This is a genomic window from Streptomyces sp. NPDC001339 (assembly GCF_042895955.1).
Classification (GTDB): domain Bacteria; phylum Actinomycetota; class Actinomycetes; order Streptomycetales; family Streptomycetaceae; genus Streptomyces.
Window position 1 is genome coordinate 119,096 of record NZ_JBIAWT010000009.1, and the last position, 15,165, is coordinate 134,260.

The 15,165-nt window shown below is 69.8% G+C and carries 12 protein-coding genes; 6 read left to right on the forward strand and 6 right to left on the reverse strand.

The genetic code is table 11. The features are described from left to right. Window positions 1-47: 47 nt before the first annotated feature. The 3 genes from ACFY12_RS26075 to ACFY12_RS26085 all read right to left on the reverse strand — a co-directional run bounded on the left by ACFY12_RS26075 (window position 48) and on the right by ACFY12_RS26085 (window position 4,343). Window positions 48-1,736 carry a sugar ABC transporter ATP-binding protein gene (locus ACFY12_RS26075; protein ID WP_390718329.1) on the reverse strand — a complete coding sequence of 563 codons (1,689 nt, stop codon included), beginning with the start codon at window positions 1,734-1,736 and terminating at the stop codon, window positions 48-50. A 207-nt stretch (window positions 1,737-1,943) separates the two neighbouring features. Beyond that, complete coding sequence (locus ACFY12_RS26080) at window positions 1,944-2,963, reverse strand: LacI family DNA-binding transcriptional regulator (RefSeq protein ID WP_390718330.1); 1,020 nt, start codon at window positions 2,961-2,963, stop codon at window positions 1,944-1,946. A 360-nt stretch (window positions 2,964-3,323) separates the two neighbouring features. Next, the gene (locus tag ACFY12_RS26085) at window positions 3,324-4,343 is read right to left on the reverse strand and encodes an NADP-dependent oxidoreductase (RefSeq protein WP_390718331.1); all 1,020 of its coding nucleotides are present in this window, start codon (window positions 4,341-4,343) and stop codon (window positions 3,324-3,326) included. Window positions 4,344-4,432: 89 nt separating this feature from the next. Here ACFY12_RS26085 and ACFY12_RS26090 point away from each other — a divergent pair, with 89 nt between their 5' ends. Then, entirely contained in the window at window positions 4,433-4,864 is a 432-nt protein-coding gene (locus tag ACFY12_RS26090; protein WP_390718332.1) for a MarR family winged helix-turn-helix transcriptional regulator, read from the forward strand. 170 nt (window positions 4,865-5,034) lie between these two features. On the opposite strand, the gene ACFY12_RS26095 is transcribed toward ACFY12_RS26090, so the two are convergent. Next, on the reverse strand, window positions 5,035-6,711 hold the full coding sequence (locus tag ACFY12_RS26095; protein WP_390718333.1) for an MFS transporter: 1,677 nt from the start codon (window positions 6,709-6,711) through the stop codon (window positions 5,035-5,037). 218 nt (window positions 6,712-6,929) lie between these two features. Here ACFY12_RS26095 and ACFY12_RS26100 point away from each other — a divergent pair, with 218 nt between their 5' ends. From ACFY12_RS26100 to ACFY12_RS26110, 3 genes are all read left to right on the forward strand, one after another. Then, window positions 6,930-8,027, forward strand: coding sequence for a GntR family transcriptional regulator (locus ACFY12_RS26100; RefSeq protein ID WP_390718334.1), 1,098 nt, complete (start codon window positions 6,930-6,932; stop codon window positions 8,025-8,027). Window positions 8,028-8,286: 259 nt separating this feature from the next. Continuing rightward, window positions 8,287-8,937, forward strand: coding sequence for a hypothetical protein (locus ACFY12_RS26105; RefSeq protein ID WP_390718335.1), 651 nt, complete (start codon window positions 8,287-8,289; stop codon window positions 8,935-8,937). A gap of 353 nt (window positions 8,938-9,290) precedes the next feature. Next, window positions 9,291-10,322 (forward strand): rod shape-determining protein, encoded by a 1,032-nt coding sequence (locus tag ACFY12_RS26110; RefSeq protein ID WP_390718336.1) that lies wholly within the window; start codon window positions 9,291-9,293, stop codon window positions 10,320-10,322. A gap of 141 nt (window positions 10,323-10,463) precedes the next feature. Here the strand turns inward: ACFY12_RS26110 and trxA are convergent, their stop codons facing one another. Further along, window positions 10,464-10,856 carry a thioredoxin gene (gene trxA, locus ACFY12_RS26115; RefSeq protein WP_390718337.1) on the reverse strand — a complete coding sequence of 131 codons (393 nt, stop codon included), beginning with the start codon at window positions 10,854-10,856 and terminating at the stop codon, window positions 10,464-10,466. Window positions 10,857-11,253: 397 nt separating this feature from the next. Here trxA and ACFY12_RS26120 point away from each other — a divergent pair, with 397 nt between their 5' ends. Both ACFY12_RS26120 and ACFY12_RS26125 read left to right on the forward strand, forming a co-directional pair. Continuing rightward, window positions 11,254-12,129 (forward strand): glycosyltransferase family 2 protein, encoded by an 876-nt coding sequence (locus ACFY12_RS26120; protein ID WP_390718338.1) that lies wholly within the window; start codon window positions 11,254-11,256, stop codon window positions 12,127-12,129. Between the two features lie 157 nt (window positions 12,130-12,286). After that, window positions 12,287-13,228 (forward strand): MerR family transcriptional regulator, encoded by a 942-nt coding sequence (locus ACFY12_RS26125; RefSeq protein ID WP_390718339.1) that lies wholly within the window; start codon window positions 12,287-12,289, stop codon window positions 13,226-13,228. Between the two features lie 164 nt (window positions 13,229-13,392). Here the strand turns inward: ACFY12_RS26125 and ACFY12_RS26130 are convergent, their stop codons facing one another. Next, complete coding sequence (locus tag ACFY12_RS26130) at window positions 13,393-14,814, reverse strand: amino acid permease (protein ID WP_390718340.1); 1,422 nt, start codon at window positions 14,812-14,814, stop codon at window positions 13,393-13,395. Between the last annotated feature and the right edge of the window lie 351 nt (window positions 14,815-15,165).

Below are 15,165 nucleotides of genomic sequence, written 5' to 3' on the forward strand. Positions count from 1 at the left end.
TCCCACGTGCCCTACCTATCTCATCCGTCCCAGTCGTCCCAGTCGTCTCACCGGACATCGGAGCCCTCCCTCGCGCTCTCGTAGGTGTCGCCACCCTCGGTCGTACCGCCCGGAGACCGGAGCGCCAGCTCCATCACCGCGTCCTGGGTGGCCTCTTCGGCCGACAGCTCGCCGGTCAGCCGGCCCTGGGACATCACCAGCACCCGGTCGCTCATGCCCAGCACCTCGGGCAGATCGCTGGAGATCATCAGCACCGCCCGGCCGGATGCCGTCAGCTCGTTGATGAGCTGGTAGATCTCGACCTTGGCGGCGACATCGATACCCCGCGTGGGCTCGTCGAGGATCAGCAGTCTGGTGTCCGCCAGCAGCCACTTGCCGATGACGATCTTCTGCTGATTGCCGCCGGAGAGCGTCCGGGCGTGCTGCGCCAGACCGCTCATCCGCACCTTCAACTGCTCGGCGACGGCGGCCGCCCGGCGGCGCTGAGCACGCCGGTCCACCAGCCCGCCGCGGATGTCACGGTCGAGTCGGGCGAGGGTGAGGTTGTCCTGGAGGGACGCGTCCAGGACAAGCCCCTGGCCTTTGCGGTCCTCCGGTACGAGCCCGAGACCGGCTCGCATCGCGGCACGCACATCACCACGGACCAGTTCCTGGCCGTCGATCTCGACCGTACCGGCGTCATAACGGTCCACCCCGAAGACGGCCCGGGCAACCTCGGTGCGACCCGCGCCGACCAGTCCGGCCAGCCCCACCACCTCACCGGCCCGTACCTCGAAGTCGATGCCTTCGAAGACCGGCCCGGCCGTCGTCGCGCCGTTACGGGTCAGACCACGGACCCGCAGCAGTGGTGCCGCCCGGGGAGCGCCAGGACCGTCGGGCCGTTTCCGGGGGTACTGCTCGGCGATGTCCCGGCCGACCATGAGGCGGATCAGCTCGTCCTCGTCGGTGCCGGCGGGCACCTCGGCGACGGAACGGCCGTCGCGCAGAACCGTGACCCGGTCGCCGAGCGCGCCGATCTCCTCCAGGTGGTGGGTGATGAAGATGATGCCGACACCGGCGTCGCGCAGCTCGCGGACGATCGCGAAGAGCGTCTCGACCTCCTCGGAGGTGAGCACCGCGGTCGGCTCGTCCATGATCAGGACGCGTGCCCGCAGGCTCAGCGCCTTGGCGATCTCGACCATCTGGAGGTGGGCGATGCCCAGGTCGGCCACCGGCATGTCAGGGGAGACATCGAGGCGTACCCGCCTGAGCAGTTCGGCGGCCCGTGCCCGCATCGTCTTCTTGTCGATCAGGCCGAGCGCGGTGCGCGGCTGACGGCCCAGGAAGATGTTCTCCGCGACGGTCAGCCGCGGGACGAGGTTGAACTCCTGGTAGATGGTAGCGATGCCAAGGCGCTCGGCGTCCTGCGCGGCGCGGATGTTCACCTCGTGCAGGCCACTGCCGGAACCGGGCTGTTGCGGGCCAGTGCCGGAATCGAGCCGTTGCGGGCCACTGCCGGAACCGGGCCGTCCGCCCGCCACAAGGATCCGTCCCGAGTCCGGGCGATGCGCACCGGAGAGCATCTTGATCAGGGTGCTCTTGCCCGCACCGTTCTCGCCGAGCAGGACATGCACTTCGCCGGTGCGCAGGCTGAGGTCCACACCGTCCAGGGCGCGGACGCCCGGGAACGACTTCGTCACGCCCTCCACACGCAGCAGTTCGCGGCCGCCCGGTACGTCGCCGTTGACGCCGGTCATACGCTGCCCCTCTCTTCTCTGCTCTCTGCACTCTGCTCAAGCTCTGGTCAAGGTGCCGTTCTTCAACTGCCGTTCTGGGTCTGCCGTACTTCAACTGCCGTTCTTGGACTGGCGTGCTTCGACTGGCCTCCTGCTTGGACTGGCCTCCTTCGCTTGCCTTTGATGGGCTGTCCGGTGCCGGGCCCGGGCGCACTGGACGGGGGCACCTCAGGGAGTCGGAGATGCTTCAGGGAGTCCCTGTCCGCCGCACGAACGGCGGGTGACGAGCCGGGCGGGCAACAGCACGGACTCCGCGGGCCGGCCCTCGATCCGTTCCAGCAGAGTGCGCACGGCGGCCCGGCCCAGTTCGCGGGTGGGCTGGGCGATGGCGGTCAGCGGCGGATCGGTGTGCGCGAACCACGCCACGTCGTCGTAGACCACCAGCGCCATGTCGTCGGGGACCCGCAGCCCGCGGGCGCGGAGCTCGTCCAGCGCGCCGAGCGCCATCAGGTTGTCGGTGGCCAGCACCGCGTCCGGCGGCTCGGGCAGATCGAGGAAATCGCTCATCACCCGGCGGCCGCCGGTGGGCTGGAGGTCGAGGGTGGCACCGACGCGCTCATCTGGGAGGGTGAGGCCATGGGCGGCCAGCGCCGTTCGGAAGACGTCGAGGCGCTCGTCGCCGGTGGGGGTGCCGGCCGGGGCGACGATGATCGCGGGCCGACGGCGGCCGAGCGCGGCCAGCCGGGCGGCGAGTTCGGTGAGCGCGGCGCGGCCATCGGTGCGGACACAGGGCGCGTCGACGCCGGGCACTGTGCGGTCCAGCAGGACCAGTGGGGTGCCGGAGGCGGCGACCTCGCTGAGCATCGGCGAACCGGTACCGGCCGAGCTCACCAGCAGGCCGTCGATCCGGCGGTCGAGCAGCGTGCGGATGTAGTCGTCCTGCTGCTCGGGGCACTCGCCGGCGTTACCGATGACCAAGCTGTAACCGAGACCGCGGGCCGCGTCCTCGACCGCGTCGGCCAGCTCGGTGAAGAACGGGTTGGTGAGATCGCTGATGATCAGGCCGAGCGCGCCGGTGCGCGCGGTGCGCAGTGCGCGCGCCACGTTGTTGGGACGGTAGCCCAGCTCCCGTACGGCGGCGAGCACCCGCTCACGGGTCTCGGCGACCGGGCTGCGGCCGTTGAGCACGCGGGAGACGGTGGCGACGGAGACCCCTGCCCGCTCTGCCACATCCTTGATGTTTGCCATGGCGCCGCTGCCGTTCCGTCCGTGCGACCGGGCACCGCCCCAGGGTCGGGACGACTCCCCGTCCGGTCGCGCTGTAATCGTTTTCTTATGTGATGCGCAGGGGTTACGAAATCGATTACACGGCAGGTGCGTCAAGATGCCGTGAAGGTGGCCCGCATCACATTGAGGGTGCCGACCGCGCCGAAGCCACCACCAAGACCGCCGAGACACCGAGAACACCGAGAACACGGAGAACACGGAGAACATCCCAAGCCGGCCCTCCCCGGCGCCCCCCCACTCACGCGCACCAGAGGCCGCACCCCATGACGGGATACGGCCCCTGCCTGTCAGCGCTCCGAGCCTGTCAGTGCTCCGAGCCCGTCAGTGCTCCAGGCTCACGATCATCTTTCCGGTGTTCTCGCCGCGGAGCATGCCGAGGAAGGCGTCCACGGCGCTCTCGATGCCGGACATCTTGGTCTCGCTGTACTTGAGTTCGCCGGAGCGGATCCAGGCGGAGACCTCTTCGACGAACTGCGACTGCAGATCGGCATGGTCCGTGACCACGAGGCCCTGGAGGCGGAGACGCTTACCGATCACCATGGCGAGATTACGCGGGGCGGGGCTGGGCTCCGTGGCGTTGTACATCGAGATCATGCCGCACACGGCGACGCGGCCATGGACGTTGAGGCTGGAGATGGCGGCCTCGAGGTGGTCGCCACCGACGTTGTCGAAGTAGACGTCGATGCCGTCGGGGGCCGCCTCCTTGAGCTGCCGGGCGACGTCGCCGTTCTTGTAGTTGAAGGCCGCGTCGAAGCCGTACTCCTCGACCAGGAGCTTGACCTTCTCGTCGGAGCCGGCCGAGCCGATGACCCGGGAGGCGCCCTTGAGCTTGGCGATCTGACCGACCTCGCTGCCCACCGCACCGGCCGCGCCGGACACGAAGACCGTGTCGCCTTCCTTGAAGGACGCCACCCTCAGCAGGCCCGCATACGCGGTCAGGCCGGGCATGCCCAGTACGCCGAGGTAGGCGGTGAGCGGAGCGAGGGACGGGTCGACCTTGGTGGCCCGCTCGGCATCCAGGACCGCGTACTCACGCCAGCCGAGGCGGTGCAGCACGTGGTCACCGACGGCGAAGGAATCGGTACGCGAGGCGATGACCTCACCGACCGCGCCACCGTCCATCGGGTGGTCCAGCTGGAAGGGCGGGATGTAGGACTTCACGTCGTTCATGCGGTTGCGCATGTACGGGTCGACCGAGAAGTGCAGGTTGCGGACGAGGAACTGGCCCTCGGCGAGCTCGGGCACCGCCGCCTCGCGCAGCGCGAAGTCTTCCGGAGTGGGCCAGCCGTGCGGGCGGGCGACGAGGTGCCATTCACGGCTGGTCGTGGGCAGTGCGGACATGAGGTCGGTCCTTCCTAATGCTTCAGGTGCTGAAACAATGATGCTCCTCGATATTTCATGTTGTCAAGCTTTTGGTTATCCTGCTGTGTATGACACCGCGCGCAGACTCCTTGACGGCCGAGATCGTCGATCTCATCGGCACCGTCGTCACCCGCTACTACGAGGAGTACGAGCACGCCGCCGCCGAGCACTCCCTCACCGGCGCACAGGCCCGGCTGCTCAGCCTGCTCTCGGTCGAGCCGCTGCCCATGCGCAAGATCGCCGAGCGCCTGAAGTGCGAGCCGTCGAACATCACCGGCATCGTGGACCGCCTGGAATCCCGTGGGCTGGTCGAGCGCCGGCCCGATCCGGCCGACCGCCGCATCAAGCTCGCCGCCCCGACGGCCGAGGGCGCACGTACGGCCGAGGCGCTGCGCATGTCGCTGCACTTCGCCCGCGAACCCCTCGGCGAGCTGACAAGCGCCGAGCGCACACTGCTCAAGCAACTGCTGCAGCGGATGCTGGGCATCACGCCCGAGTGAGCCGATCCGGGTCCGGGCCGGGGTCGGGGTCCGGGTCTGGGCCTGGGCCTGGGTCGGGGTCCAAGCCTGGTCGGGGCGCACGTCCGGGTCCCGTTCCAGGCCCAGGTTCGCGCCGGCGTCCGGGTCCGGCTGAAGCGGACCCGTACCGGCCAGTTCGGCTTCATGCGGCTTCAGTTGGCAGGTTTGGCGGCTGCCGCCTCCGCGCCCCACTCAGCGGCTGCCGCCTCCGCACCCCTCTCAGCGGCTGCCTCCATGGCCGCCTTCGCACCCGCCTTGGCGCCTGCCCTCGCGCCGCCGTCAATTCCCTTGGTGCGCAGACCTCGTAGAAGCGTCACCGCCAGCACCGCGGCGGCCAGCATCACACCCGCGGCACCCAGCACCGCCGTCTGCAGCCCGTCGGTGAAGGCCGCCCTGGCAGCGGTCAGCAGCTCCTCACCAGCTCGCCCGGGGAGCCGGCCGGCCACCGCGGCGGCGCCGGCCAGGGTCTCACGGGCCGCATCGGCCACCCCCGAGGGAAGCCCGACGGGCAACGCCTCATCCATGCTGCCGCGGTAGACCGCGCCCCCGACACTGCCCAATATGGCCATGCCGAGTGCGCCGCCCAGTTCGGTGCCGGATTCCAGGACCGCCGAGGCGGATCCCGCCCGTTCGGGCGGTGCGACGCCGATGGCGAGTTCGTTGCTCAGGGACATCACCATCAGCAGCCCCGAGGCGTAGACCGACGACGCGACCAGGACATACCAGAGCGTCGAGCCCGGCTCCAGCCAGGACAGCCAGATGAAGCCGCCGGCCGCGACGGTGAACCCCAGGGTGACGACGTACGCCCGGTCCATCCGCTGGGCAAGCGCGGTGGCCACCGGTGCCATACCCCCCACCGCGAGCGTCGGCAGCAGATTCCAGAGCGCCGCTTCCAGCGGGCTCATGCCCCGTACGGTCTGCAGGTACTGCGTGAAGAACACCGCGCAGCCGACGACGGCGAACATCGCCAGCAGATTCATCAGCACCGAGACGCTGAACCCACGATGCCGGAAAAGGTCCAGTTCGAGCATGGGATGACGGGCCGTGCGCTGGCGACGGACGAAGGCCACGCCGGCCAGCAAGCCGACGGCCAGGGCGATGACGGGCAGCGGGGACAGGCCGTCGCGGGTGGTCTCCTTGATGCCGTAGACGAGCGGCAGCATGGTGAGCAGGGACAGCAGCGAGCCGGGCAGATCGAAGCGGCCGGCCGCCGGATTCCTGAACTCCGGCAGCAGCAGCGGCCCGCAGACCAGTAGCAGCACCATCGCCGGCGTGTTGATCAGGAAGACCGAGCCCCACCAGAAGTGCTCCAACAGCACCCCACTGAGCACCGGGCCGATCGCGATCCCGCCCACCGTCGCCGCCGACCAGATCGCGACCGCCTTGCCTCGCTGCTTGGCGTCGTGGAAGAGATTGCGGATCAGTGCGAGCGTGGAGGGCATCAGGGTCGCGCCGCCGACCCCGAGCAACGCCCGGGCGGCGATGAGCATTTCGGCACTCCGGGCGTAGGCGGCGAGCACGGAGGCGAGGCCGAAGAGGAAGGCGCCGGACAGCAGCAGCCGACGGCGCCCGACGCGGTCCCCCAGGGCACCCATCGTGATCAGCAGCCCGGCCAGAACGAAGCCGTAGATATCCAGGATCCACAGTTGCTGGACGCTGCTGGGCTCCAGTTCGGCGGTGAGGAACGGCACCGCGAAATAGAGCACCGAGACGTCCATCGAGACGAGGAGGCACGGCAGCAGGAGGACGGCCAGGGCGGTCCACTCCCGTCGGCCGGCCGACGGGGTGGGCGCGGAGGCGGTGAGGGATGTATACGCGGTAAACGGCATAGCCGACACGGTAAGCGGGGCGCGCTTACGGTGCAAACGTCAGCCCATGCAAGGGAGTTGGGAGTGCATCACACTAGTGCACTGGCTGGCATGAGGTGCCTGCGGGCGGGCGTTGCTACCCTCGCGGAGGGCGGATCAGCCTGGTGCACTAGTACGGAGATGGGGCAGGCCCTGCAGGCCAGATGGAACGGGTAGAAGGGGCGGAAGGGGCAGAACAGATGGATCGGAAGGGTCAGGCGGAACGGGTGGAGCGGGTAGGGCAGATGGAGTGTTCCCTTCCGCCTTACCGCCGGATCGTCGGGGAGATCCGGCGCCGTATCGACGCCGGCGAGCTCGCGCCGGGCGACCGGGTGCCGTCGACCCGGCGGATCACCCAGGAGTGGGGCGTGGCAATGGCGACCGCCACCAAAGTCCTGACGACACTGCGTCAGGAAGGGCTCGTCCGGGCCGTACCCGGTGTGGGCACGGTGGTCGCCGAGCGGCGATCGCCCCCGCAGCACGAGTCCCCTCCGCAGGCCAACCGTCAGCCGCGGGACGAGCCCCACCCGCACGCCGAGCCCCGGCCGCAGGCTCAGGGGACCGCCCGCGGCGCGGCCCTCGGCGGGCGGCAGCCGCGCGGCGAGACAGACGGCGTGCTGAGCCGCGAGCGGGTCGTACGGGCCGCGATCGAGGTCGCCGACGCCGAGGGTTTGCGGGGGCTGTCGATGCGCCGGGTCGCCGCCGAATTCGGGGTGTCCTCGATGGCGCTCTACCGGCATGTGGCCAACAAGGACGAGCTGGTACTGCTGATGGCGGACGCCGCGTTCGCGGAGATCGAGCTCCCCGAGCCGGCACCGGAGGGCCGGCGCGACCGGATGGAGGCCGGCGCGAGGCTCCAGTGGCAGCTCTATCAGCGGCACCCCTGGCTGGCGCACTACCTGTCGCTCGTCCGGCCGCAGCCGATGCCGCGGGCGATGGCGCTGATCGAGTGGACCATGGCACGGGTCACCGGTATGGACCCGGTGACGCTGATCCATATGGCCCTGACGCTGCTGAGCTTTGTGCTGTCCACCGCGGCCGGGCTGGAGGACGATCTGGAGGCCGAGCAGGAAACCGGGATGGACCAGGCACAGTGGATGGCGGCGGCGGAGCCGGCTTTCGAGAGCATCCTCACCGCCGGCTCGTACCCCATGTACGCGGGGATGGACGCGGCCGGGGAGGACCTTCTGAACCTGGAGACGCTCTTCGAGTTCGGGCTGGCTCGCATCCTCGACGGGATGGACGTACTGGTCGAGCGCAGGGCGCAGCAAGCCGACGACGCTACCGCCGCCGGCTGAATGTGCCTACGGCGGAGCCGGCTCGACCCATCTTTCCTCCCGACCCGTCTCCCATCTCGGCCCTTCTTCTCTTCCCTCCCGACCCGTCTTCCCTTACAGCCTCCGCTCCGCGCCCGTCCCCCCCACTCCCGTCGCCCCCCTCCAGCCGACCCCCCTCCAGCCGAAACCCCCACTCCGGTCGAAAACCCCAACTCCGGTCGCAGCGACCGTCCGCGCCCCGGCTCTCCTGAAGCATCCGCCGTCCACCACCATGTCCAGCATGGACCCCACCACTGACAACAACCCGTCCACCGGTCACCCCACCGCCCCCACCGGCCCCGGTGGCCCCGCCGACCGCTCCGGACCGGTTTCCGGCCCGCCGGGACCGGTCGCTTTCCAGCTCGTACTGCTGCGCCGCATGGCCGATCACCACCCCGGCCTGGTCGAGGACGCGCTCCGCGAACTGGGCGTCTCCCGCGCCGAGATGCGAGAGGCCAACCGCCGCTGGCAGACACGGATGCACGCCCCGGGTGCGGGCGGTGTCCAGCCGTACCGCGCGCTGCTGGGCGCCCCCGAGACCGTCACCGCCCGCCGGATCGGCGACCTGAAATGCGAGGCCTTGACCTGGCCGGTGCCCCTCTGGCCCGATCTGCGGTTCGAGGTGCTCACCGCCGCCCGGGGAACCGTCTGGAACGCCTGGCTCGTCCGGGCGCCCGGCGCGCACGGCCCCGAGCTGCGGACAACCGCGGATCTGGCCCCCTGGTCGTGCACCGTCGACGAAGTCGCCCGCGCCTTCGCACCGGCCCGCCCGATGGAGGGCAGCGCCCCCACCCGCTGGCGCCTGGCCTGCACGGCGCCCGGTCCCGACGGCATCCCGCAGGACATCGTCACGGAATTCACCTGGGGGCTGTACCAGCGACGGGTCGGTTGAGGGCCACACCGGCTCCCCCGGTGGAGGGCCACACCCGCTCCCCCCCGGCCGAGGGCCGCTCCCGCTGCCCCCGGTGGAGAGCCATGCCCGCTCCCGCGATTGAGGGCCGTGCCCGCGCTCGTTCTCGGTCCAGAGTGCGGGTGTCCGGGACACGCCTGGAGCCCATCCCTCAGGCGCCTGCGAAGCCACCGCTCACTCACTCGTTCGCCGCGCCCTCCCCCCTCCGGTCCCCCGACCGGACCCTCTCGGCAGGCGGACCACCGTGCCCGCTCAGAGGATGGCGCAACGAGCGGCCGTGCGAACGGGCCGCGCGAGCGCTCCGTCCGTACCGGCCCATCGGGGAGGAATCACCCATGACCATCAGCCTCGCCCAACTGCGGCGCTGCTCGGCCGCCGTCGACCTCGGCGCGGCCCGGACCCGGGTGTATGTGAAGAACCAGGGGCTGGTGGTCGACGAACCGACCGTCGCCGCCGTCAACACCCGCACCGGGGCACTGCTGGCCGTCGGTGCCCAGGCCGAGCTGATGGACGGCCGTACCCCCGACTACATCCGGGTGGTCCGACCGGTCTCCAGCGGCACCGTCGTCGATATCGACATGGCCCAGCGGCTGCTGCGCACCCTGGTCGGCGACAAGCTGCGCAAGTCATGGCGTCGCCGGCCGACGACACGGGCCGCGGTCTGCCTCCCGTACGGCAGTGAGCCGCTGGCCCAGCGGGCGGCCGTGGAGACGCTCACCGGGCTCGGCGCGCGCCGGGTCGAGCTGGTCGACACCCTGGTGGCCGCCGCGGTCGGCTCCGGGCTCCCGGTGGAGCAGCCGGAGGCGTCCATGATCGTGGTGTGCGGTTCGGGGACGACACAAGTGGCGGTGTTGTCCCTCGGTTCGATCGTGGCCGCGGAGACCGTGCCGGTGGGCGGCAATGTGGTCGACCACGCCGTCGTACAGCATCTGCGGCTGCACCACGAGCTGATGCTGGCGGGCCAGTCCGTACGCCCGCTGCACCTGGTCCTCTCCGGGGGCGACGGGCGTACGCCGGGCTCCACCGAGGTGCACGGACGGGATGTGGTCAGCGGACTGGCGCGCTCGGTGCACGTCGACACCGAGCGGGTGCTGGACGCCATCACCACTCCGCTGACCGCGATCCTCGACGGCATCGGGGCGGTACTGCGCCGCTGCCCGCCCGATCTGGTGGCCGATCTCGCGGAGCGCGGCATCATGCTCGCGGGCGGCAGTGCGCTGATCCCCGGTCTGGAGCAGATGATCCACCAGGCCACGACCATGCCGGTGCACACCGCGGACCGCCCCGACACCTGCGCCGTCATGGGTCTGGGCGCCATGATCGAGGGCAAGGTGCAGCCGTTGCACCTCGATCCGATGGCGCCGTAGGACCTGCGACGAGCCGTAGGACTGCAACAAGCCGTAGGGCCGGCGGCAAGCCGTAGGACCGGCAGCAAGCCGTAGGACCGGCAGCAAGAGGACGACGGGAGTACGCCGCCCCCATCCCTGTCTCTGCCTCTGCCTCTGCCCCTACTGGCCCGGTCCGGCCTGCGCCTGCTCGCCCTGCTGGTCTGCGGTGACCGAGGCGCGTACCTCGTCCATGTCCAGCCCGCGGGCCTGGCCGATGACGTCCTCCAGGGCGTCCGCCGGCAGGGCACCGGGCTGGGCGAACACCGCGATGTTGTCCCGGACGATCATGATCGTCGGAATGGACTGGATCTGGAAGGCCTGCGCCAGCTCGGGCTGGGCCTCCGTGTCCACCTTGGCGAAGATCAGGTCGTCGTGCTTCTCGGACGCGCGATCGAAGATCGGGCCGAACTGCTTGCAGGGGCCGCACCACTCGGCCCAGAAGTCGATCAGGACGAAATCCTTGCCGGAGACGATCTCGTCGAAGTTGTCCTTGGTGAGCTGCACCGTGGCCATATACGTGTCCCTGTAGGTCGGTGATGCCGATGATGTCGGCGGTGTCGTACTGAATTGCTTTCCATGCGGTCCCCGAGTGCGGAAACAGAGGTCACACCTGCGGTATTCCGCACCGTGCCCGCTTCCGCGCAACGGACCGTCCCGCTCCCCTGCCCCGTGAGCACGTTCCTATTCCCCGGAACTTCCCCGGAGCGTCCCCGTAGCTTCCCCGGAACTTCCCCGGGGCCGTATTCAGAGCCGTATCCCCGGAGCCATATCCGCAGAGCCTTATGCGGCAGAGCCGTATCCCCGCGCGGAGCCACCCTACGGATGTACCCGCGGCCCGCACGTTGGCGGGTGGCCGCCCGCGCCCGCACTAGCATCGGGAGGCGGACTGCCAAGAACGGAGTGTTCACCTGTGCCTCATCTGCGCGTAGGCGTCGCCATCTTGACCATGGGAAACCGCCCCGCCGAAGTGCAGGCGCTGCTGGATTCGGTCGCCAAGCAGGATCTTCAGCCGGTGCACATCGTGGTCGTCGGGAACGGCTCGCCGCTGCCCCCGCTGCCGCACGGTGCGATCGGCATCGAGCTCAGCGAGAACCTGGGGGTCTCCGGCGGCCGGAACGTCGCCCTGGAGGAGCTGCGGAAGCTCGGCGACGTCGATGTGGTGGTCGATCTGGACGACGACGGGTTGCTGATCAGTCCGGATGTCTTCAGCCGGCTCGCGGAACTGTACGCGCAGGACCCGAAGTTGGGGATCGTGAGCTTCCGGATCGCCGATGAGCTCGGTCGTACCCAGCGTCGGCACGTGCCGCGCCTACGGGTCGGCGATCCGGAGCGCGGCGGTCTGGTGACGACGTTCCTCGGCGGCGGGCACGCGCTGTCCGTACCGATGCTGGAGCGCATCGGCGGCTGGCCGGACGCCTTCTTCTACGCGCACGAGGAGACCGACCTGGCCTGGCGGGCCCTGGACGACGGCTGGCGCATCCGGTACGCACCGGAGATCGTGCTGCGGCACCCGTATACGTCGCCCACCCGGCACGCCGTCTACCACCGGATGGTGGCCAGGAACCGGGTGTGGCTGGCGAAGCGGCACCTCCCGGCGCTGCTGGTGCCGCTCTATCTGGGCGTATGGACCGCGCTCACCCTCGTACGCAGCCGCTCGGCGGCGGGCCTGCGCGCCTGGGCGGCCGGGTTCGCCGAAGGGGTGCGGACTCCCTGCGGGCGGCGGCGGCCGATGCGGTGGCGGACGGTGTGGCGGATGACGCGGCTGGGGCGGCCGCCCGTCATTTAGGCCTTCCGGTAGGACTTCCGGTAGGCCTTCCGGATCCGGGATTCAGGCTTCCCGGATTTAGGCGTTCCGGTCTACGGATTCAGCGGGGCCTATGGATTCAGCGAGGCCTTTTGACTCTCCTTGACTCTCCCGTAAGTGGAGACCCCAAGGTGGCGACATGGACGACGACACACTCCTGAGCATCGGCGAACTGGCCCGGCTGACCGGTCTGACCGTCAAGACCATCCGGTTCTGGTCCGATGCCGGAGTGGTGCCGCCGACCGACCGCACACCCGCCGGCTACCGGCTCTACGGCCCTGAGGCGCTGGCCCGGCTCGGGCTCGTCCGTACGCTGCGCGACCTCGGCATCGACCTCGCGACGATCCAGCAGGTGCTGGGGCGTGAGGTCACCGTCGCCGAGGTCGCGGCAGCGCACGTCGAGGCCCTGGAGGTACAGATCCGTACCTTGCGCCTGCGCCAAGGCGTCCTGCGAGCCGCAGCCGGACGCGGGTCGACACCAGAGGAGATGGAACTCATGCACAGACTCGCCAAACTCTCCGATCAGGAACGCCACCGCCTGATCCACGACTTCATCGACACCACCTTCGGCGGTCTCGACGTCGACGCCGAATTCCTCGCCATGATGCGCACCGCGATGCCCGAGCTGCCCGAAGACCCCACGCCGGAGCAGCTCAACGCCTGGGTCGAACTGGCGGAACTGGTGCAGGACGACGGCTTCCGCGCCCGTATGCGCCACGCCGCCGCCGACCAGGTGCAGGCCCGTGCGGAGGCCGGGCCGTTCGCTGACGAGGCCGCGCGGAGGGTGGCCGAGCTGATCCGGGAGCGGACCGGCGCGGCGCGCGACGCCGGAATCGAGCCCGGCTCCGAAGCGGCCCGCGAGGTCGTCGACCAGATCGTCGGCGCCTGCGCGCGGCTCACCGGACGCGAGGACGGGCCGGAGTTCCGTGCCTGGCTTCTGGAGCGTCTGGAGATCGCCAGGGACTCGGGTTACGAGCGGTACTGGCGGCTGATCGCGGTGATCAACGGCCGGCCTGCCGATCCCGGGATGGAACCGGCCGTCGCCTGGCTGGTCGCCGGAGTGCGTGCCGGTCAGAAGTAGTGCGTGCCGGTCTGGAGTAAGGACCGGCCTCCGCAGTCCGGCCTGAAGTGCAGTCCGGCCTGAAGTAAGGAGCGGCCTCCTGGCCGTCCGCCGCCACGCAACGGACGGCGGACGGCCTCAGGGGCAGCTACCTCAGGAGGAGGTGTACCTCAGGAGGAGGTGCCTCAGGAGGAAGTGACGGCGGCCCGCCGGTCGCGGCGCTGCTTGAGATGTCCCGCGCCTGCCAGGGCCGCCACCACGACGGCCGTGCCGAGGAGCTGATGACGGCCGTCCGTGCTGGTGGCCATTACGGCGAAGACGCCGAGGATACCGGCGAGCGTCAGCCAGGTCAGATACGGGAAACCCCACATCCGCACCGAGAGCAGCTCGGGTGCCTCGCGCTCCAGACGACGGCGCATCTTCAGCTGGGTGAGGCAGACGATGGACCACACGACCAGCACCGAGCAGCCGGCGATGCTCAGCAGCCAGGCGAACACGGTGGTCGGCCAGATCATCCCGAGGATCACGGCCACGAAGCCGAACGCGCAGGACGCCAGCACCGCCGGCGCCGGCACGCCCCGGCTGACCTTGCTCAGGAAGCGCGGGCCCTGGCCCCGGGTGACCAGGGAGTACGCCATCCGCGACGAACCGTAGATGTTGGCGTTCATGGCGGAGAGCAGCGCCACCAGCACCACGATCTGCATGATCGTGCCGGCTGCCGGGATGCCGAGCCGGTCGAGCACGGTGACGTACGGGCCGTCCGTGGCGACCTTGGGGTTGTTCCACGGCACCAGGGTGACGACCACGGCCATGGAACCGATGTAGAAGATGGCGATGCGCCAGACGGCGGTACGGACGGCACGGGCCACGTTCCGGCTCGGGTGGTCGGACTCCGCCGCCGCGATGGTGACGGTCTCCAGCCCCGCGAATCCGGAGATGGTGATCAGCAGACCGGAGGCGAGTCCGGCGGCACCGGTCGGGAAGAAGCCGCCGTGATCGGTGAGGTTGCCCGTGCCGGGCGGGCTGCCGAACACGCCGAGGATGCCGAGCACGCCCAGCACCAGGAAGGCGACGATCGTCGTGACCTTGATCGCGGAGAACCAGAACTCGAACTCGCCGAAGTTCTTGACCGCGGTCAGGTTGCTGGCGCAGAAGAGCACCATGAAGATCGCCACCCAGCCGTAGTCGGGGATGAACGGCACCCAGGTGTGCATGATCTTCCCCGCCGCGGTGGCCTCGGCGGCCACGCCCGCGCAGAGCATCAGCCAGTACATCCAGCCCGAAGTGGCCCCTGCCCAGACGCCGAGTTCCTCCTCCGCGTGCACCGAGAACGAGCCGGTGGACGGCCGGGCCGCGGACATCTCGCCGAGCATCCGCATGATCAGCATGACCAGAGCGCCGGTACCCACGAAGAGCAGGACGATGGCCGGACCGGCCGCGGCGATGCCGACGCCGGAGCCTACGAAGAGCCCCGCGCCGATGACCCCGCCGAGCGCGATCATCGACAGATGGCGCTGCTTGAGGCCATGCGACAACGCGGACTCGGACTCGCCGTTCTGCACGGCGTGCGGGGAGCCTTCGGTTGACCGGGTAATTGTCCGACTCATGATCGCGCCTGCTTCAGTGATCGAGACGTTCGGTGAGCCTCAAGATTTTGAAGGGACACGGTGCGCGTATGACGTGAACGCCCGCCATTCGGACCTTTCGATTACGTGCAGTGAGGATGCTGACACGTAGTGAAGATCTTGGTTGAAGATCTCAGGCGGGTCCGAGAACCGGCCGTCCGGACAAGTGGAGGACCGGCCGCCGGGACAAGTGGAGAACCGGCCGTCGGGAAAAGCGGAGAACCGGGCCGTCGGGACAAGTGATGAAAGAGTGTGGTGGAACGAGAAGGAAGCGGGACAAGGGGTGGGACAGGAATGAGTGCGCCGGACGGCCACAACCATGGCGGGGGAACG

Coding starts and splice junctions, on each gene's coding strand:
- ACFY12_RS26075 (WP_390718329.1), bottom strand. CDS start 1,736: ATGACCGGCGTCAACGGCGACGTACCGGGCGGCCGCGAACTGCTGCGT.
- ACFY12_RS26110 (WP_390718336.1), top strand. CDS start 9,291: ATGACCATCAGCCTCGCCCAACTGCGGCGCTGCTCGGCCGCCGTCGAC.
- ACFY12_RS26085 (WP_390718331.1), bottom strand. CDS start 4,343: ATGTCCGCACTGCCCACGACCAGCCGTGAATGGCACCTCGTCGCCCGC.
- ACFY12_RS26090 (WP_390718332.1), top strand. CDS start 4,433: ATGACACCGCGCGCAGACTCCTTGACGGCCGAGATCGTCGATCTCATC.
- ACFY12_RS26105 (WP_390718335.1), top strand. CDS start 8,287: ATGGACCCCACCACTGACAACAACCCGTCCACCGGTCACCCCACCGCC.
- ACFY12_RS26130 (WP_390718340.1), bottom strand. CDS start 14,814: ATGAGTCGGACAATTACCCGGTCAACCGAAGGCTCCCCGCACGCCGTG.
- trxA (WP_390718337.1), bottom strand. CDS start 10,856: ATGGCCACGGTGCAGCTCACCAAGGACAACTTCGACGAGATCGTCTCC.
- ACFY12_RS26095 (WP_390718333.1), bottom strand. CDS start 6,711: ATGCCGTTTACCGCGTATACATCCCTCACCGCCTCCGCGCCCACCCCG.
- ACFY12_RS26100 (WP_390718334.1), top strand. CDS start 6,930: ATGGATCGGAAGGGTCAGGCGGAACGGGTGGAGCGGGTAGGGCAGATG.
- ACFY12_RS26125 (WP_390718339.1), top strand. CDS start 12,287: ATGGACGACGACACACTCCTGAGCATCGGCGAACTGGCCCGGCTGACC.
- ACFY12_RS26080 (WP_390718330.1), bottom strand. CDS start 2,963: ATGGCAAACATCAAGGATGTGGCAGAGCGGGCAGGGGTCTCCGTCGCC.